Source organism: Roseibaca calidilacus (assembly GCF_001517585.1).
GTDB classification, from domain to species: Bacteria; Pseudomonadota; Alphaproteobacteria; order Rhodobacterales; family Rhodobacteraceae; genus Roseinatronobacter; species Roseinatronobacter calidilacus.
On sequence record NZ_FBYC01000003.1, the window covers coordinates 82,227 to 104,251 of the forward strand.

Here is a 22,025-nt window from a genome sequence, read left to right on the forward strand (position 1 = left end):
CCAGAGCTCCGGAAGCGGTGTGAACTTGCAGCGCGGTTTCCCATCCGCGCGGAAACACTCCGAGCGCACGGGGGCGGCAGGTGTGCTGGCACAGCCTGCCACGACAGATGTGAGGATCAGCAAAAATACGGCAGGTTTCATGTCGCCCGTCTCCAGAATTCAGGGGTGTCGCGGTAATCCGTGCCAACCACGGCCTCACCGGATTTGAGGCCACCGAGCACAGCGAGATAGTCGCCCAGCGGGGCGAGGCCCGCGTCGATGATATGGGCGCCCTGATCATCGCGGATGAGGCCCAGATGCGAGGCAGGCAGCGCGTTCATCATCACATCGAGCTCTTTGTCACTAAGCGCCAGCGGGCCGTAATCGCCGGGCTTGGCGCGGGAATTGGGAAGCAGGATCTGTGTCGGCAGCGCCTGAATGATCGTGCTGCCCACGCGCGATTTGTCGAGTTGCGAGGCGAACTGCGTCATCATCACGACGACCGTGTTCTGTTTGCGCGCGGTGACCAGCCAGTCTTCGAGTTTCATCGCGAAATAGCTGTTGTCGAACGCCTTCCAGGCCTCATCGATCAGCACGATGGTGGGGCGGCGATCCTCGATCTTGCGCTCGATGCGCCGGAAGATGTAGCTCAGCACCGCCATGCGCGCGGTCTCGTTGTCGGCGTCCAGAAGTCCCGTCAAATCGAACCCCACCACATCGCCATCCAATGAAAACGTGTCCTCGGTGCTCGTGCCAAAAACCCAGCCGAAGCGGCCTTTCGGCGCCCATTCCCGCACGCGCTCAGCCAGATCGCCGCCATCATCGACCGAGCGAAACTGGCCTGCGAATTCCGTCCAGTTGCGTAAAGATGGATCACTGGCCTCCGCATTGCGGCGTACGATGGCTTGGACCGCGTGCGTCTGCTGGGGTGTGAGCTGCGCGCCGCGCGATTCCAGCAAGCTGATCAGCGCATCGGTCAGCCATTCGCGCCCCGGTGCATCGGTCTCGACCCAGAGCGGGTTCAGCCCTGTGGCCTCGCCCGCTTTGATCGACTGATAACTGCCCCCGAGCGCGCGCAGGCCCATCTCGAGCCCGTAGCGGTAATCAAAGGCATAGATGCGCGCGCCTGTGCGCCTTGCCTGCGCCATCAGAAACGTCGCCAGCACCGATTTGCCCGAGCCCGAGCGACCGAGGATGATCGTATGCCCGCTGGTGGGTTCAGAGGCGGGGCTGCCTTTCTCATGAAACGAGAACCGATAGGCTGAGCGCTCGGGCGTCGGAAACATCGTGATCGGCGTGTCCCAGGGGGTGCGCGCGCGCGATTTGCCAAGCGGCGTGCGATGCAAGGCGGCCATATCGGCGAAATTGAGATTGGTGATCGTGGCGCGGCGCGCGCGGTAGCTCGCATTGCCGGGGCTCTGGGCAAAATAGCTCGCGCGGGCGGAGTATGTCTCCATCATCAGCTTCACACCGACGGAGGCCGCGATATTGCGGATTTCAGCCGCGATGCTGTCGAGCTTGGTCTCGGACTCGGCAAATGTCGCCACACTCATATGATGATCGCCGAAGATCAGGCGTTCGGAGGCCAGATCATCGGCGGCTTGCACCAGATCGTTTTGCAGCGAGATGGCAGCATCATCGCCTGCGCGCATCATCCGGATCTGGCGCTTGATCCTGTCGCCCATCACGCTTGAGTTCACCGGCGTGAAGCTGTGGGTCACGACCATGTCGATGGGGAGCGCCAGATCATCGAACATGGAGCACCAGGTCTGGCTGGGGTAGTTCTTGACGGTGAAGATCTGCCCGATGCGGTCCTCGCCCGACCCGCCTGTGACCAAGAACTTGTCGCCACAAAACGTGACGCGCCTGTTGGCCACGTCATCGGCGATGGTGGAGGGAAAGCCGCGCGGATAGGTTGGAGCCTCGATCCCCGTGTTCAGCGATTCCAGAAACCCCAGCAGCGCGCCCGAAGAGGCGGTCAAACGCCGCGCTTCCATCTCGGTCAGGCTTTGGGTGAGAAACTCCACCACTTCTTTCAGCCGCGCAATCTGGCGGCGGCTTTGATCGCTCCCCTGCCCCGCGCGGGCTTTGCGCAAGAGCGGCAGGCGCTCGAGCACTGTGGGGCGCTTGACCACGGTGATGGTCAGGGTGCGGTCGCGCAATCCGGCTTGGCCCAAATGCGTTTGCCAGCGCGCGTCCAGCGCCTCGGCAAAACCGCCCGCCTCCATCGGCTTCAGCTCCACCGGCACGCAGGCCGAGACCTTGTGCACATAAAAGGAAAACCCTGCCCCACTTTGCGCGATCACCGCTGCGATAATCGCGCGGGTCTTGTCGAGGGTCGCATCGGGGGCAGTGAAGCTATTTGTGCCACTGACCCGGATGCATTGCATATATTCGCCACCGCGCGTGAGGATCGTGTGATCATCAATGAGTTTGACATATGGCAGATGATGCGCGAGGCGGGCTTCGTCCCCGGCCCAAGCTGGCAGGATGTGCGTGGCGGCCGCGCCTGAACCAAGATCACGGGGCATAGGAATCTCCGTTCCAGATTTTGCGGTTCTTTGTGGGCCGCGTGTGCTCAGACACCACGCGAATGACCTCGACAAAGGCCGGGTCCCATTGCGCAGCCAACCAGAGTGCCGGATAGGCGGCAGCCGCGAGGGCAAATGCCCAAAGCGACTGCGACCAGATGAGTGCGAGCACTGACCCAAAAATCCAGAGCACCGCATAGAGGATGGGCAGGCCCAGCATTTGCGGTGGCCGCACGAGGCCCAGAAACAAGGTGGAGCGCTCACACATCATCCGCGCCCGTCACGTCTGCCAGATCGCGCTGACGATGGTCGCGGCACTGGCCACGATGGCGATGGCGATCACCACGAACATCGCCTGGCGGAAATCGATGATCCCGAAAAACCACGACAGCCCAATGCCGACCACGGCCAATGTGGCAATCGCGATGCCCAGAGGGCCCGTGATCGTGTCGATGATGCCTTGCAACAGGTTGGTGACAGGATCGAGATCGATCGATTGCGCGAGCGCGGGGCCTGCGGCCAGCATCAGGGCGATGATGCCGAGGCTTGCGGCAATGGCCCAGGGCCGGATGGTCGGTGTCTTGGTCATAGTGTCTCTCCTTGGAGGCGGTCAAAAACAGCCATGACCTTGCGGACATGACCAATGGTCTCAGGGTAAGGGGGGATGCCGTCATGGCGGATCACGGCGCCAGCGCCAGCATTGTAGGCCGCGAATGCCAGCTCAGGACTTCCGAATTGCCCCAGCCGCATCAGCAGATAGCGTGCAGAGCCGTCGAGGTTCTGCGCCATGTCATGGGGATTGACGCCAAGGCTGCGGGCCGTGTCGGGCATCAACTGCCCCAGCCCTATGGCACCTGCATGCGAGAGGGCGTTCGGGTTATAGGCGCTCTCGATCTCGATATTCGATTGGAATAGCGCCAACCAGTCCGACGCGCTAAGGCCAGTAGCGCGCAAGGCCCCGTGGCCTGCATAGCGCGCGGCGGTCTCGGCAATCAGCGCGAGGATTTCTGGGCCCACGCGCGGTGCGGCCCGTGCTGCTGTGCCCTCTACGCGCGGCCTTTCGGACCGCTCGGGCACAAGTGCGGCCTCGCGCAGGGGCGCGATCAGCTCGCCGCCTGAATAATGCTTGGCAAAGCTGCGCGTGGTCTGGGACGGGCCAAAGCTGCCATCGTCTCCAAAGCGCAGGATCAGCCCGTCGCTGGCCAGCGCCGGGGTGGCGAGGGTTAGCGTCAAGATTGCGGTCAAGACCACAGACATGATCTCTGGCCGGATCACGGTCGGGACCGCTGTCCCGGGACAAGCATTTAAGCGCACCAAAAAATTCACACTCCACAACCTGCAGATCGCAGGGGCAAAGCCGCGCATGATCCTGATGCTGATCCAGATCCCTGCGCCGCGATCGGCACAGCCGCTCTCCTGCCGCGCAACAGGGATTGCGCGGCCTTGGATCGAGGGGTGTTTCGCGTGACGTGCACCCGAAATCACCCGCCCTTTGACGACAGATTGTCTGAACAGCCCCTCAAGGATCGCGGGGCTCATAAATTTAAAAACACACCCTTGGGTTGAACCCTTTGAGATGCAATTCGGGCAGCATGCAGACAGGCGAAACCCGCACTGTCACGGCAGCACTGCAGTCTGATTATCGATGTATTCTAATACCTTATACCCTCTTTTGCACTTGCAGAAAAATCGCGCCTCCGACATAGGCGGGCGGGCATTCGATGCACGCTGTAGTCGATGAGATGATTTCTTCAATCCGCTATCAGTTGTGTTGGCGCGCTGTTTAGACACCCATTTCTTGAGGGGCAACCCGGAAAATACAACCATGAGAAGATTTCTGTTTACCTTGTATTCTGGCCTGTTTCGCAGGGCTTCCGCACTAATGCAGCTGCAGCATTTCGCAGGCTTGGCGGGCACGCGGGACGCGGCTGTGATGGCGCTTCACAGGCGCGTCCCGCGCCGGTTTTGCGCCCGCGACTCACCCCCGAATCAGGTCCACCGTGACGGTTTAGGGCGCGGGAGATTCGCGCCTTGCGTGTGGATCTGGCCGAGGCGGTCGGTCATCCGCGCAGGTTTTGGACTGGTGATGCTTTGCGCGGGCACCTCCGCGCCCCAGGCCCAGAGCGATGCGGGGTTCTGTCTCCCGCTGACCCCGCCGCTCTTGCCGAGCGACGCCCGGCTGATGCGGGAATTCGCGGACCTCCTGCGCGACGAGTTCGAGCACTACCTTTCGGAGGTGACGGGGTATTTCCGCTGCCTTGATGACGAACGCGCCCGCGCCTGGCGCGAGGCGGCCGAGGTCACAGCGCAATATGGCGCGTTTCTCGAGACCCTGCGCGCGGCACCGCCATGAGGACAGCCCGCACATTCTTCGCAACGCCAGGCCTCATGCGCCCGGCACTTTCGTCACACTCACACCCAAGAACAGGAAGACTGATCATGTTCACATCGCGCGCGGCGACCCTGCTGTTTGCACTCACGGCCACCGCACTCCCGGCGCCCAAGGCGCAGGCCTATCCGATCGATTGTGCGATCCTTCTTTGCCTTGCGGGCGGGTTTCCTGCGAGCGCGGAATGCATGGCCGCGAAAGCCACGATGATCCGGCGCATCACACCCTGGCCGGTCACACCGCCTTTGCAGCTTTGGAACTGCCCGCTTGGTTTGCCCGCTGGCTTTGTGCCTGCCCCGGGCAGTCCGGAAATCCGCCTTGGCCCGGACGGGTTGACCGATGAAGTGCGCGGCTACCGCGATGCGATCGAGATCTATCATATCCGCACATCACCGCCCATGAGCAGTGATGATCCGCCGAACTCCTGGCGCGATCACACGCAGCGCGGCGTCTATCTGGAAGATGGCAGTCATCGCTGGGTCAGTGCCAGTTTGCGTCATGGGCCGGAATGGCTGGCCGGGTCTGATCGCATCCGGCGTGTGCCGATCCAGGTCTGCGCACGCGAGACCGATAATGGCTGCTGGGAATGGCGCGTCTCGCATTATGAGAACTGGCCCGGTGGCGGGTTCAGGGGCGGATACGGGCGCGTGGTCGCCATCCGCTATGAGGACCATGAAGGCCGCAAGCATACCGAGTTCGTGAATTACTAAGCCCCGCAAGCCTGCGCGCATCCCCTGCGCGGGTCCGACACGCCCCACGAGAAAAGGCACCACCCCACCACAAAAGTAAAACCCCCGCAGGAAACCTACGGGGGAGATACAGGCTCAACAAAATCCAAGGTGCCTGCCTTGGAAAGCGCAACAAAACCGGCGCCTTGTTAGTCTGACATCTCCTCAACCGCAAGTGGAAAAACGCATCTTGTGCGCATGATCCCGCGCGGCCGGTTTCTTGCTCTCATCAGAAGCAAGACCCATGACCAACACCCCAAAGCCGCTCAAACCTTCATCCGCAAGTTTCCGCACCTATCTCGAGGAGGTCGTGCGCCCGCTGCTCGCCTCCCATGTCAGCCGCGCACAGGTCTCGGTCCTGATCGACCTCCTGGGGTTTCTCGAGCAGCAGCGCTATGATTTCTCGGCCGGGCGCGCGTTTCAGACGCGGCCCTTGGCGAATGCAGCGATTGCCGAGCGCTTCAGCGTCACTGTGCGCTCGATCCGGCGCTGGTTGGCTGATCTCGAAGCCCTCGGCCTCATCGCCCGCGAATACCGCAAGAACCCGCATCATCGTTACAAGAACCTGCTCAACCGCGTCAGGTTCTCGGGCTTCTGCGGCTGGTTCAAGCGCAAGCTGCAAGCTACCCCGGACAGCCCCTGTCCGCCCAAGAAGAAAGATTTCCAAGATAAATCAATTACCCCTAAAAATCATCAAGATCAGAAGAGTGCCCCGCCATTTCCGGCCTCTGGCACCATCACCTATGACACCTTCTGGGCCGATCTAGCCCGTACCCACCTCCCCAGCGGGAGATCGCGGCCCTGCATGAACAGGATTGCCGAGAAATTCAGGGGCAATCTCGCCGGGAGTGGGCAAAACTTGGGGGTCATGCTGCTATCTTGTGGAATGAGACTGAGAGCCTACCGTCTAGGACGGCTGCTCTTGTGACTGCGACTTGGTGAGCGCCTTTGGGGGACCATCGCATACGTCGGCGTTTTCCCATGCGGGTGTTGCCGATGTCGTCCACACAACCCTCTGCCCGCGACGAGGAAATCGGAAAACCGTTTCGGTGTCGCCAGCCATAATCGGTCAGGTTGCCCATGTTGTTCGCAAGATATGTGTAGAGTTCCCTGCAACGCGCCTGCACTCGCGCGGTTGCATCACGCACCGCAAGGTCATCTTTTGAAAGTCGCGAGCAGTCGACCATGAGGCATTGAATAAGCGTGCCGGCTGTCTGGATCTTCCCGTGCCACAAATTCCACCGTAGCGTTTCCGCCGGGCGCTGGAAGAGCTCCGATATCCCAGGGAAGTTCTCGGCCTGCAGCAGACCCTTCACGGCGTTCTCGACATGCTGGACGCGCATCGAGATATGCCACCAGTCCAGAATGTGGCGCACAGATCCCTGAACCGCGCGGTGGACCAGATTTGGCAGAGCTGGCTCACCGTCGGATATCACAGTCACTGGGCGCCGACCGTCCCAGCCCTGCGAAATCAGAGCCTGACGGAGTTGCTTGGCCGGAGAGCGCGGCGCCTGCTGAACCAGACCGAAGCGACGGCTCATATTGGGACTTTCGATCTTACCCACCACGACATCAAGGTGACGGCGTTGGTATTCTGGCCGACACCGGATGTGGGCACCGTCAAGAAATACGGTCAGTGGTGGCGATGTCGCATCTTCATCGACGGCGCGTTCTGCTCGGTCGATGCCACTGATATCCTGGGCGATCTTGCCCAAGCGATTACGCACCGTTGTATTCATCTGCCTCGCACAGGGTAGAAACGTCTCCATGATACGAGCGGCTTCCCGAAACGAATGTCGCGCCCCAAGCTCGGCCTGAAGGCGCTGCAGTTCCGGGGTTGATCGATCTGGAAAAACATGTGCGAGCGGCGAAAACGGACCGCCCAAGACGACTTTAGATTTGGCGTTACAGGCACAGCGGCGCATGCGTGGTGCCTTGATGCGGAACCGCCCGAACAGCGTGTCGACAACCCTTGGTCGATAATCATGGATGGCTCTGACTTTGTTGCAGTCGGGGCAGATCCTGCTCACTTCCGATATTTCCTCGATCTGATCGCGCAGGACGGCTTCCTGAATTCCACAAAGCAAGCTTTGGGAATCCTTCATCATGAGGCCGAAGTTCTCTGGCCCGACCTGCCGAGCCGGGCGAGAGATGCTGTCCAGGCGATGGGATCGTTTCGTCCCGTTTTCGAAAGTCGTCTCGACAATAATCCGTACATCCATGGCGGTCTTCCTATTTGAACAACCGCTTCATCATAGCAGCCAACCCCCAAGTTTTGCCCACTCCCGTCGCGTTGCCCTTAAATCTGAGACGAGGCGCTTTCGGCATCGAGTTTTGCCCTTAATTGCGAGATTCAGCTGTCGTGGGGCCTTTGCTTCTCGCGCGCCTTTGTGCAATGTGACCAACTGCGGCAAGCAGACGTGGCACCGCAGCCCTACGCTCCTCCTCAGCACCGAAGGCAACCGAGTCTTCGCCATCATTTTCCATCGACATTTGCCGCACAAGTCTTTGACCCCTGTCTCAGGTTTAAGGGCAAAAATATCGGAAGTAAGGGCAAAATCTCATATTTAAGGGCAAAGCACTGCCGTTGATTTCCTTGAATTTCCCATCTCACAATTAAGGGCTACGCGACACCGCTCTCGGCCACGATGCCCGCCTGTCGATCTTTCGCCTGTTGGTGAAGGCAGGGGATGACGGGTTGCGGGTCAGCGATATCGGCGAGCATCTGGGGCTCGCGCCCTCGACGCTGGCGCATCATCTGTCGACGCTCGTCGATGCCGGGCTTGTGGTGCAGGACAAACAGGGCCGCGAAGTGTTCAACCGGGTCGATTTTCCGACGATGCACAAGCTCGTCGGCTTTCTGACCTCCGAGTGTTGCGCCGGTGTTTCGGTCCGCTCGTCGGAGGATGCGGCGTAAGACCTGTGCAACCTTTTTCTTGCTCTAAAACAACTGCAATTCCGGAGATTTGGTGATGACTGACACAACCCTTCCGACACCGGGCCTCCGGTCCGCGCTGCGCCATCTCTGGCAGGACCAGCGTGTCTGGCTCGCCTCGGCGCTGATCCTTGCGGCGCTGGCGGTGTTCGATGCGCCACAGGCCGCCGAAAGCGCGGGGTTCGCAGCAAACGCGCTGCTGAACACCGCGCCCTTCCTGATCCTGTCGATCGCGATTGCCGCCTGGGCGAACGCGACCGGCGCCGACAACCTGATCGCCAAGGCCTTCACCGGCGCGCCGGTCCTGATGATCGGGCTGGGCGCGCTGGCGGGCGGCATCTCGCCCTTCTGCTCCTGCGGGGTGATCCCGCTGATCGCCGCGCTTCTGGCCATGGGGGTGCCGCTCTCGGCCGTCATGGCCTTCTGGCTCGCCTCGCCGATCATGGACCCGTCGATGTTCGTGCTGACGGCAGGCATGCTCGACCTCGAATTCGCCGTGGCCAAGACACTGGCCGCCATCGGGTTGGGCATCTTCGGCGGCACGGTGGTGCACCTGATGATGAAGGGCGGCGCCTTCGCCGATCCGCTGCGCGAGGGCATCGGCAATGGCGGCTGCGGCGGCGCGAAGATCCGCACGCCGAAGCCGGTGGTCTGGCGCTTCTGGACCGATCCGGCGCGCCGCGCCAAGTTCGGCAAAACCGCGCTGAACACGACGCTCTTCCTCGCGAAGTGGCTGACGCTGGCCTTCATCCTCGAAAGCCTGATGCTGGCCTGGATCCCGGCCGAGACGGTGACCGCCGCACTCGGGGGCGAGGGGCTGCTGCCCATCGTGACCGCGACGCTGGTGGGCGTGCCGGCCTACCTGAACGGCTATGCGGCACTGCCGCTGGTGGGCGGGCTGATCGAGCAGGGCATGGCGCCGGGCGCAGGCATGGCCTTCCTCGTCGCCGGTGGCGTGACCTCGATCCCCGCGGCCATGGCGGTCTGGGCGCTGGCGCGTCCGCAGGTCTTCGCGCTCTATATCGGGCTGTCGCTGACCGGCGCTTTCGCCTCGGGCCTGCTGTTCCAGCTCTGGACGCAGGTGGCATGAGCAACAGCGGCGAGGCTCAGCGTCTCGCCGCTCCTTTGGTGATCGAACCGCCATCATGATCCCAAGACTGTCTCCGGAGCGGCGCGGACTGATCGTCGCCGCCCTCGGATCGTCCCTCACCGTCAGCTGGGCGTCCAGCTACTACATCCCGGCGGTTCTGGCCGTGCCCATGGCCGAAGACCTCGGCCTGTCGCCGGTCTGGGTCTTCGGCGCATTCTCCATGGCGATGGTGGTGTCCGCCATGTTCGGGCCATGGGCCGGGGCGCGGATCGACGGTTTCGGCGGCCGGGGCGTGCTGATGGCGTCCAACATCGTCTTTGCAGCGGGGCTGGCGCTGCTGGCGGCGGCCCCGTCGCCAGTGGTGATGTTCGCAGGCTGGGCGGTGATCGGGCTCGGCATGGGGATCGGGCTCTATGAGGCCGGTTTTGCCACGCTGGCAGGCATCTATGGCAAGGACGCGCGTGGACCGATCACCGGCATCACCCTGATCGCCGGGTTCGCGAGCACGGTAGGCTGGCCACTTTCTGGGTTGATGCTGGCGACCTGGGGCTGGCGGGAAGCCTGCATCGGCTGGGCGCTGATCCATCTGGTCGTCGCCCTGCCGCTGAACGCCTGGCTGCCGAAAGGCACCGAGACCGCAGCCGCGCCAAGCGCACCGGTGGAGGACGGGCCACCGCCGTCGCGCCTGGCAGTCTGGCTTCTGGCCTTCGTCTTCGCGGCCACCTGGTTCAACTCGACCGCCATGGCCGCGCATTTGCCGGGCCTGCTGCAAGCCGCCGGAGCCAGTACGGCTGTCGCCATCGCGGCAGGCGCTCTGATTGGCCCGGCCCAAGTCGCGGCCCGCGTGCTGGAGTTCGGGCTGTTGCGCCGGTTCCACCCGCTTGTCTCGACCCGCATGGCCGCTGCGGCCCATCCTGTCGCCGCGGTCGCGCTGGTGACCTTCGGAGGCCCCGCAGCCTACGCCTTCGCGCTCCTGCACGGGGCGGGAAACGGCATCCTCACAATCGCCAAGGGCACGCTGCCGCTGGCACTGTTTGGCCCGGCGGGATACGGGCGGCGGATCGGTTGGCTCAACGCTCCGGCGCGCATTCTGCAGGCGGCGGCCCCCCTTATCTTCGGCGCGGCGCTCACGGCATGGGGCCTTTCCGCCATCTGGCTGACCGCAGGCATCGGCGTCGCTTCGTTCATTGCACTGCTTTTCCTGAGGCGAAGCTGATTTCTAGTCAGGGCACCATGTCTGCAAGATTTCCAAAGCCTTGCGCCTTGGCCTCTCAGTCCGTGGGCCATTGTGGCGACCGAGAACAACAAAGGCGGCCAGATGCGTGTCGGCAGACAGGTGAAAGGCCTCTCGCAGTGCCGTTGAGCGCATCCGTTTGCCGCTCAATGGCTTGGCATGCAGTTCGAGCGACAACGCAGCCAGCAGCAGGTTCTGCAACCCCGCCCCGACGCTGATCCATTGCTCCTCGACCGGAATGACGGGGTGGTCTGGCGTAATCCTGGCCAAAACGGCGATCAGACAGGGGCCCACCAGCGCTCGATCCCGCGCAGATTGCAGTGTCGCAGCATCGATCGCTGGATCGGCTTCCAGCGCAGCCGTCGCAAAAACCTCGGCCAAGGCAGCCCGCTGACAGGAAGGGACATGAACGAGGTGCAAGGGGCACAGACCACCATGATCGGGCGCTGCGGCTGCAGCGGTCGCCAAGACCGCAAGTTCCGCGGGCGTCAGGTCTGGTCCTGACAAATGCCGGGGCCCAACGGACCTTCGTGACAGGATGTGCTCCAGTATATCCGTCATTCGCACAAAGGCTCGACTGTCAACGACTGGCCCGGTTTGACCATGTCGATTTCCGCAGGGATGACGGCGATCCCCATAGCCATCGCACTGGGCGACATCGAGGCCGAGGCGCCCTGCCCAAGCCTTGTCAAGACCGGCCGACCGAAGGTGTCCCGGCAATCCCACCTGACGGGCACATATTCCCGCCGACCGGTCGCCCGGGCATAGGTGAAGCCTGCGACGGCAGGCAGCCAGGTGTCGGGCTCTTCCATCAGCCCCGCTGCGCGCCGCAGGGCAGGCTTTGCGATCTGGGAAAAGGTGATTGCGGCCGCATAGGGATTGCCCGGCAACCCAAAATAGAGCGCTCGCCCAAGGCGGCCCACAGTCAATGGCTTGCCGGGGCGGATCGCGACCTTGAGGACATCAAGTTCAGCCGCCTCGAGACGTAACGCGTCGAGGATGTGATCTTCTTCGCCCGCCGAGACGCCACCCGATGAAATCACCACATCATGGGACTGTGCGGCATGTCGGATCGCCGTTCGGATGCTGGCGGCATCGTCCGGTACGATGCCGAGATCGGTCAGGTGGACCCAAGGAAAACGCGACAGGGTTGCCCGCAAAAACACCCGGTTGGAGTTGTAAATTTGCCCAGGTCCAAGGGTGCTGCCCGGCTCGGAAAGCTCATCGCCAGTGGATAGGATAGCCACGCGCACACGCGGGCGCACGGCGAGCGAGGCGACGCCGCAGCCAGCGAGCAGCGCCAGACGCGGCGGGGTCAGTGCCAGACCGGCGGCCAAAGCCTGCGCGCCCTGCGCCACATCCTCACCCAGGCGGCGGATGTTCAGCCCGGGGCGCGGGCGCTCTGTCAGCGATATCCTGTCGGAGGTCCGCGTGACCTGTTCCTGCATCACGACCGCATCGGCCCCGAAAGGCACAGGAGCCCCGGTGAAGATCCGGGCCACCGTGCCCGGCGCAAGAGACAGGGCGCGGGCATCACCTGCTGCGATGCGGGCGGACACGGGCAGGTGCCATGGGCCGTCGCCGGTCAGATCCGACAGGCGCAGGGCATAACCATCCATCGCGGAATTGTCGAAGGGCGGCAACGCATGAGCCACCGTGATCGGGATGGCCGTCACGCGACCGACCGCCTGATCTATCGGCAGCACGTCTTGCCCGGCAACCGGACAGGCGGCGGCGATGGCACGAAGGCGGGCAGCATCGACCGACAGGGTCGGCCCGGATTTGCCCGTCGAACAGGCGGCAAGACTGGACATGGCTTTCCCCCCTCCCAAGGAAAAAGGCCCGCCCCCGATATCGGGAGCGGGCCGCAATCATTGGATCAGAGCATGATCTCGTGCGACTTGAACGAGATGCCCCGGGTCTGGGCCGTCGCATCCGAGATCTTGCGGATATCGCCCCAGCAGTGCTTGTAATCCGGCAGCACCAACTCGTTCACGCCCGGGTTCACCACGTTGCCCTGGCTGCCCGCGGGCGAGCCAAAGACCATCGCCACCGTGTTCCGCTTCAGCGTCGGCATCGGATAGGCCATACCCTGCGTCACGCCGTTGTCGTTGATGATCTCGAGCAGGTCGCCGGGGTTCAGGCCCAGTTCGACCATGTCATCGGGATGCATCTCGACGAAGGGATGCGGGTAGCGGTCCTGGACGAAGTCGTTGTCCTGGTCGAGGAATTGGTTCTGCCAGAAGATGTTGGCGCGGACGTTGTTGATCCAGAACCGGTGCGCAGCCTGTTCCCGGGCCTTGCCCGGGGCCTGCCAGCCACGCCAGCCCGCAGCACAGAACAGCGCCTTGCCATCCTCTCGCCCATGCCGGGTGAACACGCCGTCGGTATACAAACGCGTGGTGCCGACGAGCTGGCCGTTTTCGTAGCCCACGACCGGTTCTTGCACGCCGTTGTTGCCAGCGGCGCGCAGACGCTCGTAGGTCACCGCCGTATGGGCTCGGCCATAGCCGTCCATGAAGGCGTCTTCCTCAGTCTCCCAGTCGTAGCCCTGGAATTGGTCGGCATAGGCATCCTCGCCCATCTCGCGGAGAACGCGCTCCATGGCTTGGGCCATCTTCGCGGCGATCAGCGCATCGGGGAGCGAATTGCCGAACGGGTCCATATATTTCTCGGACAGCCGCAAGCGTCGCTCGCCATTCATCGAGGTGAGGTTCATCTCGTTGGCTTCGCATGCCGGCAAAATCACATGGGCGTTCTGGCCGATCTGACTGTGGATGATGTCCACATCCACCACGAAGAGGCCACCGGCATTGATCGCCGACACAATTGCATCGACCACCTGTTCCCGGGTTCCGCCCGCGGCCATGTCGATCGCATCCTTGACCATGTCGGACCGGCGCTTGTGCACGCGCTTGTATTCGGATGCGTTCAGCGTCGTCTTGTAGTGGTCGCAAGCCCAGATGTGGTGCACGCCGCCCAGACCCCGGATCAGGAACTGGTCGACATATTCCGCCGGTCGTCCAACATGGCCTTCGGCCGGGCGGAAATATCCCTCTTGGTGACCGCCAAGTCGGCAGGCACCACCACCTTCGCGGCCAATGTTACCGGTTGCCAGCGCGATGTTCACCAGCGCGCCGATCGTGCGGTAATTGTCGTTGCCCCAGATGATGCCCTTCTCGTAGCAGGTCACGCATTTGCGGCGGCTGCCGTCATCATGAGGTTGGGCAATCCATTCGGCCGCCTTCTGGATGTCGGCGGCTTGAACGCCACAGATTTCCGCTGCCTCGGCCAGCGAAGTCCGGCATGTCTGCATCGCGTAGTCGAGGCTGCCAAGGCCTGCGGGATGCGCCTCGTCTTGCGCCACGGCTTCGCCACCCTGGAACGTCGAGTTGGCGATGAACTCCGCATCGACCCAGCCTTGATCCACGATATGGGTCAGCAGAGCGTTGAACAGCACCATGTCCGTGCCTTCCGCAATCGCGAGGTGCAGGACGTTCTCGGGGCCAGCATACTGTTCCGAGGACGCGATGGTCAGCGTGCGACGCGGATCGACGACGATCATCTTCGCGCCGGACTGCAGACCTTTGACCATGTGGTTCAAGTAAAGATTGGTCTGGGTCTCCATCGAGTTCGCACCGACCATGAAGATCGTGTCGGTCAGCTCGTAGTCCTCGTAAGCGTAGTTCAACTCGTCCACGCCCATGTCCCGCGAGGAATGGACCTCGGAATTATAGGCGGGGCGGTTGTGGATGCGGCAGTTCTTGATCTTCATGCTCTCGAAATAGAGCTTTCCGGTGCCCCAGGTGTTTTCATAGCCCCCCGCAGAGCCACCGTGGTCGAACATCGACACCACGATGTCGTCCTCAGACCTTTCCACCGCGACCTTCGCCGTCACCCGTGCCACGAGGTCGAGGGCATCGTCCCAGGACGTGGGTTGCCAGACACCGTTGCGCCAGACCAGCGGATCACTGAGGCGCTGCTGTTGCGTTCCGGTCACCCGAGACGGCCGGTTTTCCGCCATGCGCGCGCCCCGGATCGAACCCAAACCCGAGTTCACCACGCAGTTCGCGTCGGGTTTCACCACCAGATGCACGTCGCGCCCGTTCTGACGGACGACGTTGTACATAGAGGGGGCATACCAAGCCTCCGTTTCCATGAACTGCTGTTCACTCAGGTCGACGCCAAATTTGTTCTGGTTCGGGGCCGTGCCGCCTTGGCGGTTCATCGGCCAAGTGTAGGCTTTGTAGCCACATCCGACGATGCAGTAGTGGCAGGTCACGTTGAACTCGTCTGCGTCTGCGGGGATGATCGGCAGACGGTCGATCTGTCTCTTGTAAGCCATTGATCTCTCTCCCTTATGCCAGAACGTTCGACAGGCGGCCGTAAATCAGCTCGCCCACGCCTTCGGCGTAGATGTCGCCCTGGCCATCCACCCGTAGCAGGAACTGGGCGAGGTTGCTGGTCGCATGACCCCAGATCTGCTGACCGCCGGATTCGCAATCGAAGCGGGAATGGTGGCCGGGGCAGTTGAGCGTCTTGTCGTCCGCCGAGTAGCTCATCAGCCAGCCCTTGTGCGGGCAGAGAACTGAAAACGCCACGATATCGCCATCGGGCCCGACCCCGCCTTCTACGGCCTGACCGAGCTTTAGCAACACACCCGGGCTGTCGGCATCGGGATAGGCAACATCAAGCGGTTCATTCACCACGAGGTCAGCGACGTTGGCCAGGCGGTTCGCCGGATAATCGACGCGGGCCAGTGCCTGCGCCTTGGCCTGCTCCGGTGTCATCACAGTGGCTGCAACGGCGCCCGCCGTCGCCATCACGCCGCCTCTCAGAAACTGTCGACGTCCTGCGTCGACCAACTTGTTGCACTTCATTGGCTGGACTCCTCCCTGGCTCATCAAGTGTTGGATGATTGCCATCAGCCTAACGCGTGCTTTCAGTGCGCGCGACGGCACAGGGAGGCATGCCGCGCTGCGGCTATCCCATGATTTTAAATTGGAAAATTCGATGTTCGGAAATCCGAACACACGCAACGGGATCTATCAGGATCCCGACAGCCCAAGTTTCTGCATCTTCTCCCAAAGCGTCGTGCGGGCGATCCGCAAGAGCTTTGCCGCCTCGCCAATCTGGCCATCCGTTCGGTCGAGGGCGGCAATGATCTGTGCCTTCTCTGCTGCTTCACGGGCTTGGGCCAAGGACATCATCTCGTCCGGCCCTGCAAGCCGTTCGGGAAAGAGATCCGAAGGCTGCAAGAGCGGCCCTGTCGCCATGGCCAGCCCGCGCAGCAATCTTGCCCGCAGATCCCGGCCGCCACCCGGCCAGTCATGGCTGCGCACGGCCTCTTCGCAAAGCGCACCGATGCCGACCAACCCCGGTGCATGGCGAGGCGCCAGCTTGCGAAAAAGCTGCTGCAGCAGCCAGACGGCATCCTCGGGGCGAGTGCCGAGCGGGGGTATCGGGATTTCGATCCGCGCCAATCTGTAGAACAATTCCGAATTGAAACTGCCCTGCTCGATCAGCCCCTCAAGGTCGTTGCCACAGGCCGCTATGAGCCTGCCGTCGAAATCTTGATCCAGCCGTTTCAACAGGCGCGTCTGGACCTGTACGGGCATCTTACTGACGGCGTTGATGAACAGGGTTCCTTCACCCACGGCATCGAACCCGCTGGCGGGGCCGAACAATGCCGCCTCGGAGTGGGTCTCGCGGGCGAGATTTACGGAGACAAAGGGGGCCGCGGACCGGTCCGACAGGTCATGGATACGTCGGGCGACCAGGTCCTTGCCGGTTCCGGGACCGCCTCGGATCAGCGCAGGTTGGCTTTCCGTTGCAGCCTTGGCGATCAGCGCTTCGACCCGGCGTGCTGCGACCGAGACCCCCATCACGGGCGGAAAGTCATCGTCCCGAAAAGGTTTTTCGCGGTTTTCGACGAGCAGGCTCAGTCGTTCGAGGAAGACTGACATTTCGAACGGCTTTGTCACATAATCAGCCGCGCCCGATTTGATCAGCCGGACCGCCTGACCGATGCCACCTTGCCCGGTGATGAAGAGGAAGGGCGGCGGCGCGCCGGTGCGCAGCAGCGTCGAGAACAACTCTTCCCCCGACCCGTCCGGCAGGCCAATATCGCAGATCACTGCGTCGATCGGCTTCTTGGGGGTGCGGATCGCACCGAGGGCACGCACCATCTGCTTCAACCACAGAACCTCGGCGCCCTCCAGTTCCAGCCGTTGCAGCAGCGAACCGCCCATGATCTCGTCGTCCTCGACAAGAACGATGTATCTATCCTTCAGCATCGTGCGCCTCCCATGATGTCGGCAGGCTGACAGCGATGCGCGTTTCGCCGTTTTCATGCACATGATTGATAGCGCCACCCAGATTTCTTGCGAGGTCGCGGACCAGGCGCAACCCGACGCCGCCTCCGGGCGACAGGGGGCCGTCATCAAGCAGACGGTCCAACGCGGGTTTCGGCATGGCGGGCCCGGTATTCGTAACCTGGAGGATCAGGGTGCCGCCCTTTGCACAAGCGATCAGCCCGACGCGCCCGGATTGGCCAGCCGCCGCGCAGGCGTTCAAGAGCAGGTTGAGCGCGATCTGTCGCACGGGTCCTGCGGGGACGCAGCACCCTGTGACCGCCGATGGGTCGACGGACCACTCAAGGTCCAAGGCAAGCCGCGACACCTCGGGCTGGATAAGCAGCTTGATGTCCTCGAAATCATCGGGGGTCAGCATACGGGTTTCGGGGTCCATGCGGTTCTGGTCGAGCGTCGCCCGCGTGACATCCCGCAAATGGCGCAAGCCGCGGTCGAGCAGGTCCGCTGATTGTCGCACCACCTCGGGACGGTCGGCAAAGCTGCGGATCGTGTCCGTCGCATTCAGAAGCCCGCCCAGCGGGTTGTTGATCTCGTGCGCCAGTGATGATGACAGACGGCCAAGCGCGACGAACCGTTCGCGTTCTGCAAGGCGCCTTTCTGCCTCAGCTTTGGCCGCCACTGCGCCAACCATCGAATTGTAGGTGCGCGCCAGCCTTGAGATTTCGCCATCGCCCTGCGGGATGTCAGAGGCCGGGATGGGATGCGGCTCGCCTTGCGTCTCGGTCATCTGGCGGGCCAGCGTCGTGACGGGCTTGAGCATCCATCGTATCGCCAGAAAGCCGACTGTCGACAAAAGGCCGATGGCAATAGCATTACCCATGATCAGAAAGAGCAAGGCCTGTCGGCGCTCTGACAATAGGTCGGAGACATCCAGTTCGGTTGCGATCTGCCCCACCGTGCGCCCCTGATAGGTCAATGGCGCGAGAAGGCTGACAACAGGTGAGGCACCATCTACCGACAGGTTATCCAGCGCCACCGCATCACCGGCAAGCGCTGCGATATCGCTGTCCATCGGAACGCGCCGGGGGTCGGTCGCCGCCAGCACCCGTCCGCGCTCATCTGCAACGGCAGTCAGGACCATTCGGCGCCCCTCACCAGCCTGTGCGGCCCGGTCGAGCGTATCGTAGACCTCCCAGATGTCATGCCGCAGCACCAAGGGCCCGAGGGCGACCGACAACCCCTCGACATGCATCCGCGCCAGTTCCTGAATCCGTGCGTCCTGAACCTGCGCCAGCGACCGCAATACCTGTTGCGAGGCCACTGTGCCCACAAGAACCATCATTGCCGCTGCAAGAAGCGGCAACTTGATGGAGAGGGGGATGGGGGCAAGCCACTTCATGCTTCAGGGCTCCAGATCGGCCATGCGGTCCGCGATGCCGTCGAACAGGCCGACTGTCGCGAGCTGGAACCCGTCGAGTAGGAGTGATGTGAGCGCAACTCTGCCTTCCTCTGTCTCGGAGAGGCTCATCAACGCAGTCTGAAGGGCCCGAACCGGTTCCAAGCCTAGGCTGTCGCGCCGCGCGCAGACCGGAGGAAAGCCTAGCCATTCCGACCGGGCGATCACCCGCGTCCGCGACGTGAGTTCTGGCTCGATCACCGAGAGCGCTTCCCAGACATAGCCATCTACGCTGCCCGACCGCACCAAGCCATCTGCAACGGCGCGCACCACGTTGCGATGGCCGAACGTGAAGATGGACCGGCTGAAAAAGCTATCGACCTGCTCTCCCAACCGATGGAGATCGGTCGCGGTCACAAGGTAGCCAGAGTTCGAATCCGGGTCGGAAAATGCGTGCGTGCCACCGCGCAGGTCGGTCAGGTTTGCTGCCTCGTCCTCTGTCCCGACAATGAGATAAGACTGATACCTTGGGCCACCGCGCCACACAGGCACGGCGACAAGATCCAGCAGATCGGCGTGTTGCAGATAGGGATAGCCGCAAAGCCATGCCGCATCGACACTGCGCTCCAGCAAGAGACCGGTGATTTCTTGATAGGTTCGCCGCTGAACCAGTTCGATCTCGCGCCCCATCCCGCGCGACAAAGCGCGCCGCAGGCCGTCAATGATGGCTGCATCATTGTCGAGAAAGACCGGGGTCAGTCCAAGGCGAAAGACAGGCTGCGCCGATGCATGACCAGCGATGACGGCAGCAAGGCCCGCTCCGACGAAAGTGCGTCGACCGATTGAATACTCCATGGTCTCAGGCCCCTCCCCTGGCCGGGAACCAGGTCGCTGCTGCCAATCACAGACCGGATTGATTGACCCGCGCCGACAGTTGAGCCGCGCTTTCGCGGCGTTCGGAATAGCGATCCACAAGGTAGTCCGCACTGTCACGGGTCAGAAGCGTGAATTTCACAAGCTCCTCCATCACATCGACGATGCGGTCGTAATAAGCTGACGGTTTCATGCGGCCAGCTTCGTCGAACTCAAGGAATGCCTTTGCGACCGAGGATTGGTTGGGAATGGTCAGCATTCGCATCCAGCGCCCGAGCAGCCGCATCTGGTTCACTGCGTTGAAGCTCTGCGATCCGCCCGAGACCTGCATCACTGCCAGTGTCTTTCCCTGCGTCGGGCGCACGGCGCCCTCGGACAGCGGGATCCAGTCGATCTGCGTCTTCATCAGCCCGGTCATGGCGCCGTGACGTTCCGGGCTTGACCAGACCATGCCCTCGCTCCAGACCACCAGATCGCGCAGCTCGCGGACTTTTGGGTGGCTCGCATCGACCCCATCATCAACCAGCGGCAGACCGGACGGATGGAAAAACCGCACCTCTGCCCCCAGCCGCGTCAGGATGCGCCCAGCCTCTTCTGCAGACAGTCGGCTGAATGAACGAGCCCTGAGCGATCCATAGAGGATCAGAATACGCGGCGGATGCGCGCTGAGGGCCGGGGGCCGCAGGCGTTCGCGGTCGATGGACCGGAAGTGTTGCTCATCAAGCTGGGGCATTGTCAGGTCGTCAGACAATTCGATTTCCCCGATCATCGATGATGAGCTGCCCGTCTTCCTTCGCAAACGGGCCCGGCGGCAGTGTGTCAAGCACGTCAAGAACGGTTTCGGACGGCCGGCACAGCCGAACGCCCTTGCGCGTGCAGACGAAGGGCCGGTTGACCAGGATCGGGTGCTCCACCATCGCAGCGAGGAGAACCTCATTCGGTACATCGGGCGCGGTAAGTCCCAACGACTCTGCAGGGCTTCGCGCAACGCGCAGTGCCTCCCGGGGGGTCAGGTTGGCCGCAGCGAACAGGCCCAAGAGCTGCGCAGGCGTCCAACCTGTCTCCAGGTAGTCTATCACCGTTGGCTCGACGCCCGCAGCGCGCAGGATCGCCAAGGTGTTGCGGGATGTCCCGCAGTCCGGATTGTGATAGATAACCACACTCATGCCGCAAAGCGCTCCCTTGTACGGTTGGCGAACCAGACGAGTGACAGCATCACCGGCACCTCCACCAGAACGCCGACCACCGTCACCAGCGCCGCACCGGAATTGAGGCCGAAAAGGCCAATCGCGACGGCCACCGCGAGTTCAAAGAAATTCGATGTGCCGATCAGCGCACAGGGCGCGGCCACCTTATGCGGGACCTTCCAGCGCCAGGCCCAGAAATAGGCGATGGCGAAAATTCCGTAAGACTGGATCAGGATCGGCGTGGCCAGCAGGACGATCAGGAGCGGGTTGCCGGTGATGACGCTGCCCTGAAACCCGAACAGCAGCACGACAGTCATCAGCAATCCGAGAACCGAGACAGGCTTGATCCGCGCTGTGAAGGCGGAAACGGCCCCCTCTCCACCGCGGCGCATCAATCGGGACCGGGTGACAACGCCCGCCGCCAGCGGCAGAACGACATAGAGGACGACAGACAGAACCAGCGTTTCCCATGGCACGGCGATATCGGTCACGCCAAGCAGCAGCGCCACGATGGGCGCAAAGGCGAACACCATGATCACATCGTTCAGCGACACCTGAACCAGCGTGTAATTTGGATCGCCCTTGGTCAGTTGCGACCACACGAACACCATGGCCGTGCACGGCGCAGCGCCCAGCAGGATCAACCCTGCGATATACTGGCCTGCATCGGCGGGGTTGATCAGACCCGCAAAGACATGCTCGAAGAACAGGACGCCAAGGGCGGCCATGGTGAAGGGCTTGATCAGCCAGTTCACGACCACTGTGATGATCAAGCCCTTGGGGCGCTGGCCCACGCCTTTCAGCGCGCCGATGTCCACGGCGACCATCATCGGGTAGACCATCGCCCAGATCAGGACAGCGACCACCAGGTTGACCGAAGCGTATTCCAGCGCTGCCAGCGCCGCAAAGAGGCCCGGCATCAGCGACGCCAGCACAATGCCCGCGACGATGCACAGCAATACCCAGACAGACAGATAGCGTTCAAAAAGGGACATTGATCACCCTTGGGCTTTAGCAGGGGTTACGCAGCAATCGGTTTCGCTGCGAATGACGTCGAGTGCTTCAATCAGTGTCGACAGCGGCTGCAAGGCCCCGGGGCTGAGCGAATAGCAGACCCGCGGCGGGTCGATTTGCCCCTCGATGACGCCCGCCTCCTTCAGGATACGAAGGTGTTCGGAAACCGTGGACTGCGCCAGGCCGACAGCCTCGACAATATCGCCGCCAATACAACCAGGTGTCCGTGCCAGCAGCCGCAATATCCTCAACCGCGCCGGATGCCCCAGGGCCTTGGCTATCGCCGCCATTCTCATGTCCTCAAGGTCTTGCTGGAGAACCGTCATCTTGGCCTCATTCAAAATCGCCTATCGTC

Annotated in this window: 21 protein-coding genes and 1 pseudogene; 6 read left to right on the forward strand and 16 right to left on the reverse strand. The window is 62.5% G+C overall.

Features of this window, described 5'->3' with window-relative positions; genetic code table 11:
* Nucleotides 1-137 precede the first annotated feature (137 nt).
* The 4 genes from AWT76_RS03330 to AWT76_RS03345 are packed head-to-tail and all read right to left on the reverse strand — an operon-like array spanning nt 138 to nt 3,701.
* Nucleotides 138-2,510 carry a VirB4 family type IV secretion/conjugal transfer ATPase gene (locus AWT76_RS03330; RefSeq protein WP_072244898.1) on the reverse strand — a complete coding sequence of 791 codons (2,373 nt, stop codon included), beginning with the start codon at nt 2,508-2,510 and terminating at the stop codon, nt 138-140.
* Nucleotides 2,500-2,778 carry a VirB3 family type IV secretion system protein gene (locus AWT76_RS03335; protein ID WP_072244956.1) on the reverse strand — a complete coding sequence of 93 codons (279 nt, stop codon included), beginning with the start codon at nt 2,776-2,778 and terminating at the stop codon, nt 2,500-2,502. The genes AWT76_RS03330 and AWT76_RS03335 overlap by 11 nt, the downstream gene beginning before the upstream one ends.
* 12 nt (nt 2,779-2,790) lie before the next feature.
* Nucleotides 2,791-3,099 (reverse strand): TrbC/VirB2 family protein, encoded by a 309-nt coding sequence (locus AWT76_RS03340; protein ID WP_072244899.1) that lies wholly within the window; start codon nt 3,097-3,099, stop codon nt 2,791-2,793.
* Nucleotides 3,096-3,701: a lytic transglycosylase domain-containing protein gene (locus AWT76_RS03345; protein WP_072244958.1), complete on the reverse strand. Its 606-nt coding sequence runs from the start codon at nt 3,699-3,701 to the stop codon at nt 3,096-3,098. The genes AWT76_RS03340 and AWT76_RS03345 overlap by 4 nt, the downstream gene beginning before the upstream one ends.
* A gap of 895 nt (nt 3,702-4,596) precedes the next feature.
* Here AWT76_RS03345 and AWT76_RS16850 point away from each other — a divergent pair.
* From AWT76_RS16850 to AWT76_RS03365, 3 genes are all read left to right on the forward strand, one after another.
* Entirely contained in the window at nt 4,597-4,863 is a 267-nt protein-coding gene (locus AWT76_RS16850; RefSeq protein WP_176699318.1) for a hypothetical protein, read from the forward strand.
* A gap of 86 nt (nt 4,864-4,949) precedes the next feature.
* Entirely contained in the window at nt 4,950-5,609 is a 660-nt protein-coding gene (locus AWT76_RS17090) for a hypothetical protein (RefSeq protein WP_082700082.1), read from the forward strand.
* A gap of 262 nt (nt 5,610-5,871) precedes the next feature.
* On the forward strand, nt 5,872-6,555 hold the full coding sequence (locus AWT76_RS03365) for a helix-turn-helix domain-containing protein (RefSeq protein ID WP_072244902.1): 684 nt from the start codon (nt 5,872-5,874) through the stop codon (nt 6,553-6,555).
* Here the strand turns inward: AWT76_RS03365 and AWT76_RS03370 are convergent.
* Nucleotides 6,494-7,849, reverse strand: coding sequence for an ISKra4 family transposase (locus tag AWT76_RS03370; protein ID WP_072244903.1), 1,356 nt, complete (start codon nt 7,847-7,849; stop codon nt 6,494-6,496). The two genes, AWT76_RS03365 and AWT76_RS03370, sit on opposite strands and share 62 nt — an antisense overlap.
* Nucleotides 7,850-8,262: 413 nt before the next feature.
* Here AWT76_RS03370 and AWT76_RS03375 point away from each other — a divergent pair.
* The 3 genes and pseudogenes from AWT76_RS03375 to AWT76_RS03385 all read left to right on the forward strand — a co-directional run.
* A pseudogene (locus tag AWT76_RS03375) lies at nt 8,263-8,544 on the forward strand (ArsR/SmtB family transcription factor); the annotation flags it as partial.
* Between the two features lie 55 nt (nt 8,545-8,599).
* Nucleotides 8,600-9,652 carry a permease gene (locus AWT76_RS03380; protein WP_176699322.1) on the forward strand — a complete coding sequence of 351 codons (1,053 nt, stop codon included), beginning with the start codon at nt 8,600-8,602 and terminating at the stop codon, nt 9,650-9,652.
* A 55-nt stretch (nt 9,653-9,707) separates the two neighbouring features.
* Nucleotides 9,708-10,868 carry an MFS transporter gene (locus tag AWT76_RS03385; protein WP_072244909.1) on the forward strand — a complete coding sequence of 387 codons (1,161 nt, stop codon included), beginning with the start codon at nt 9,708-9,710 and terminating at the stop codon, nt 10,866-10,868.
* A gap of 3 nt (nt 10,869-10,871) precedes the next feature.
* Here AWT76_RS03385 and AWT76_RS03390 read toward each other — a convergent pair whose 3' ends face one another.
* From AWT76_RS03390 to AWT76_RS03440, 11 genes are all read right to left on the reverse strand, one after another.
* A complete protein-coding gene (locus AWT76_RS03390; protein ID WP_072244911.1) occupies nt 10,872-11,447 on the reverse strand; it encodes a nitroreductase family protein in 576 nt (191 codons plus the stop codon).
* A complete protein-coding gene (locus AWT76_RS03395) occupies nt 11,444-12,700 on the reverse strand; it encodes a molybdopterin molybdotransferase MoeA (protein ID WP_072244913.1) in 1,257 nt (418 codons plus the stop codon). Before AWT76_RS03395 ends, AWT76_RS03390 begins: the two co-directional genes overlap by 4 nt.
* A 65-nt stretch (nt 12,701-12,765) precedes the next feature.
* Nucleotides 12,766-15,231, reverse strand: coding sequence for an arsenate reductase (azurin) large subunit (locus tag AWT76_RS03400; protein ID WP_072244916.1), 2,466 nt, complete (start codon nt 15,229-15,231; stop codon nt 12,766-12,768).
* Nucleotides 15,232-15,244: 13 nt separating this feature from the next.
* The gene (locus tag AWT76_RS03405; RefSeq protein WP_072244918.1) at nt 15,245-15,766 is read right to left on the reverse strand and encodes an arsenate reductase (azurin) small subunit; all 522 of its coding nucleotides are present in this window, start codon (nt 15,764-15,766) and stop codon (nt 15,245-15,247) included.
* 168 nt (nt 15,767-15,934) lie between these two features.
* Complete coding sequence (locus AWT76_RS03410) at nt 15,935-17,182, reverse strand: sigma-54-dependent transcriptional regulator (RefSeq protein ID WP_072244920.1); 1,248 nt, start codon at nt 17,180-17,182, stop codon at nt 15,935-15,937.
* Nucleotides 17,169-18,599 carry a sensor histidine kinase gene (locus tag AWT76_RS03415; protein ID WP_072244921.1) on the reverse strand — a complete coding sequence of 477 codons (1,431 nt, stop codon included), beginning with the start codon at nt 18,597-18,599 and terminating at the stop codon, nt 17,169-17,171. Before AWT76_RS03415 ends, AWT76_RS03410 begins: the two co-directional genes overlap by 14 nt.
* A 3-nt stretch (nt 18,600-18,602) precedes the next feature.
* Nucleotides 18,603-19,451 carry a substrate-binding domain-containing protein gene (locus tag AWT76_RS03420; protein ID WP_072244923.1) on the reverse strand — a complete coding sequence of 283 codons (849 nt, stop codon included), beginning with the start codon at nt 19,449-19,451 and terminating at the stop codon, nt 18,603-18,605.
* 46 nt (nt 19,452-19,497) lie between these two features.
* Nucleotides 19,498-20,238, reverse strand: coding sequence for an arsenical resistance protein ArsH (gene arsH / locus AWT76_RS03425; protein ID WP_478212690.1), 741 nt, complete (start codon nt 20,236-20,238; stop codon nt 19,498-19,500).
* Nucleotides 20,213-20,635, reverse strand: a complete 423-nt coding sequence (gene arsC, locus AWT76_RS03430; RefSeq protein WP_072244925.1) for an arsenate reductase (glutaredoxin) — start codon at nt 20,633-20,635, stop codon at nt 20,213-20,215. Before arsC ends, arsH begins: the two co-directional genes overlap by 26 nt.
* Nucleotides 20,632-21,651, reverse strand: a complete 1,020-nt coding sequence (gene arsB / locus AWT76_RS03435) for an ACR3 family arsenite efflux transporter (RefSeq protein ID WP_072244927.1) — start codon at nt 21,649-21,651, stop codon at nt 20,632-20,634. The genes arsC and arsB overlap by 4 nt, the downstream gene beginning before the upstream one ends.
* A 3-nt stretch (nt 21,652-21,654) precedes the next feature.
* The gene (locus AWT76_RS03440) at nt 21,655-21,996 is read right to left on the reverse strand and encodes an ArsR/SmtB family transcription factor (RefSeq protein ID WP_072244929.1); all 342 of its coding nucleotides are present in this window, start codon (nt 21,994-21,996) and stop codon (nt 21,655-21,657) included.
* Between the last annotated feature and the right edge of the window lie 29 nt (nt 21,997-22,025).

Bases quoted from the DNA above. Each gene is read 5' to 3' on its own strand.
- AWT76_RS03415 (WP_072244921.1), bottom strand. From the start codon at position 18,599: ATGAAGTGGCTTGCCCCCATCCCCCTCTCCATCAAGTTGCCGCTTCTT.
- AWT76_RS03365 (WP_072244902.1), top strand. From the start codon at position 5,872: ATGACCAACACCCCAAAGCCGCTCAAACCTTCATCCGCAAGTTTCCGC.
- AWT76_RS03390 (WP_072244911.1), bottom strand. From the start codon at position 11,447: ATGACGGATATACTGGAGCACATCCTGTCACGAAGGTCCGTTGGGCCC.
- AWT76_RS03420 (WP_072244923.1), bottom strand. From the start codon at position 19,451: ATGGAGTATTCAATCGGTCGACGCACTTTCGTCGGAGCGGGCCTTGCT.
- AWT76_RS03380 (WP_176699322.1), top strand. From the start codon at position 8,600: ATGACTGACACAACCCTTCCGACACCGGGCCTCCGGTCCGCGCTGCGC.
- AWT76_RS03405 (WP_072244918.1), bottom strand. From the start codon at position 15,766: ATGAAGTGCAACAAGTTGGTCGACGCAGGACGTCGACAGTTTCTGAGA.
- AWT76_RS03440 (WP_072244929.1), bottom strand. From the start codon at position 21,996: ATGACGGTTCTCCAGCAAGACCTTGAGGACATGAGAATGGCGGCGATA.
- arsH (WP_478212690.1), bottom strand. From the start codon at position 20,238: ATGATCGGGGAAATCGAATTGTCTGACGACCTGACAATGCCCCAGCTT.
- AWT76_RS03340 (WP_072244899.1), bottom strand. From the start codon at position 3,099: ATGACCAAGACACCGACCATCCGGCCCTGGGCCATTGCCGCAAGCCTC.
- AWT76_RS03395 (WP_072244913.1), bottom strand. From the start codon at position 12,700: ATGTCCAGTCTTGCCGCCTGTTCGACGGGCAAATCCGGGCCGACCCTG.
- AWT76_RS03335 (WP_072244956.1), bottom strand. From the start codon at position 2,778: ATGTGTGAGCGCTCCACCTTGTTTCTGGGCCTCGTGCGGCCACCGCAA.
- AWT76_RS03410 (WP_072244920.1), bottom strand. From the start codon at position 17,182: ATGCTGAAGGATAGATACATCGTTCTTGTCGAGGACGACGAGATCATG.
- AWT76_RS03330 (WP_072244898.1), bottom strand. From the start codon at position 2,510: ATGCCCCGTGATCTTGGTTCAGGCGCGGCCGCCACGCACATCCTGCCA.
- arsC (WP_072244925.1), bottom strand. From the start codon at position 20,635: ATGAGTGTGGTTATCTATCACAATCCGGACTGCGGGACATCCCGCAAC.
- AWT76_RS16850 (WP_176699318.1), top strand. From the start codon at position 4,597: ATGCTTTGCGCGGGCACCTCCGCGCCCCAGGCCCAGAGCGATGCGGGG.
- AWT76_RS03370 (WP_072244903.1), bottom strand. From the start codon at position 7,849: ATGGATGTACGGATTATTGTCGAGACGACTTTCGAAAACGGGACGAAA.
- AWT76_RS03385 (WP_072244909.1), top strand. From the start codon at position 9,708: ATGATCCCAAGACTGTCTCCGGAGCGGCGCGGACTGATCGTCGCCGCC.
- arsB (WP_072244927.1), bottom strand. From the start codon at position 21,651: ATGTCCCTTTTTGAACGCTATCTGTCTGTCTGGGTATTGCTGTGCATC.
- AWT76_RS03400 (WP_072244916.1), bottom strand. From the start codon at position 15,231: ATGGCTTACAAGAGACAGATCGACCGTCTGCCGATCATCCCCGCAGAC.
- AWT76_RS17090 (WP_082700082.1), top strand. From the start codon at position 4,950: ATGTTCACATCGCGCGCGGCGACCCTGCTGTTTGCACTCACGGCCACC.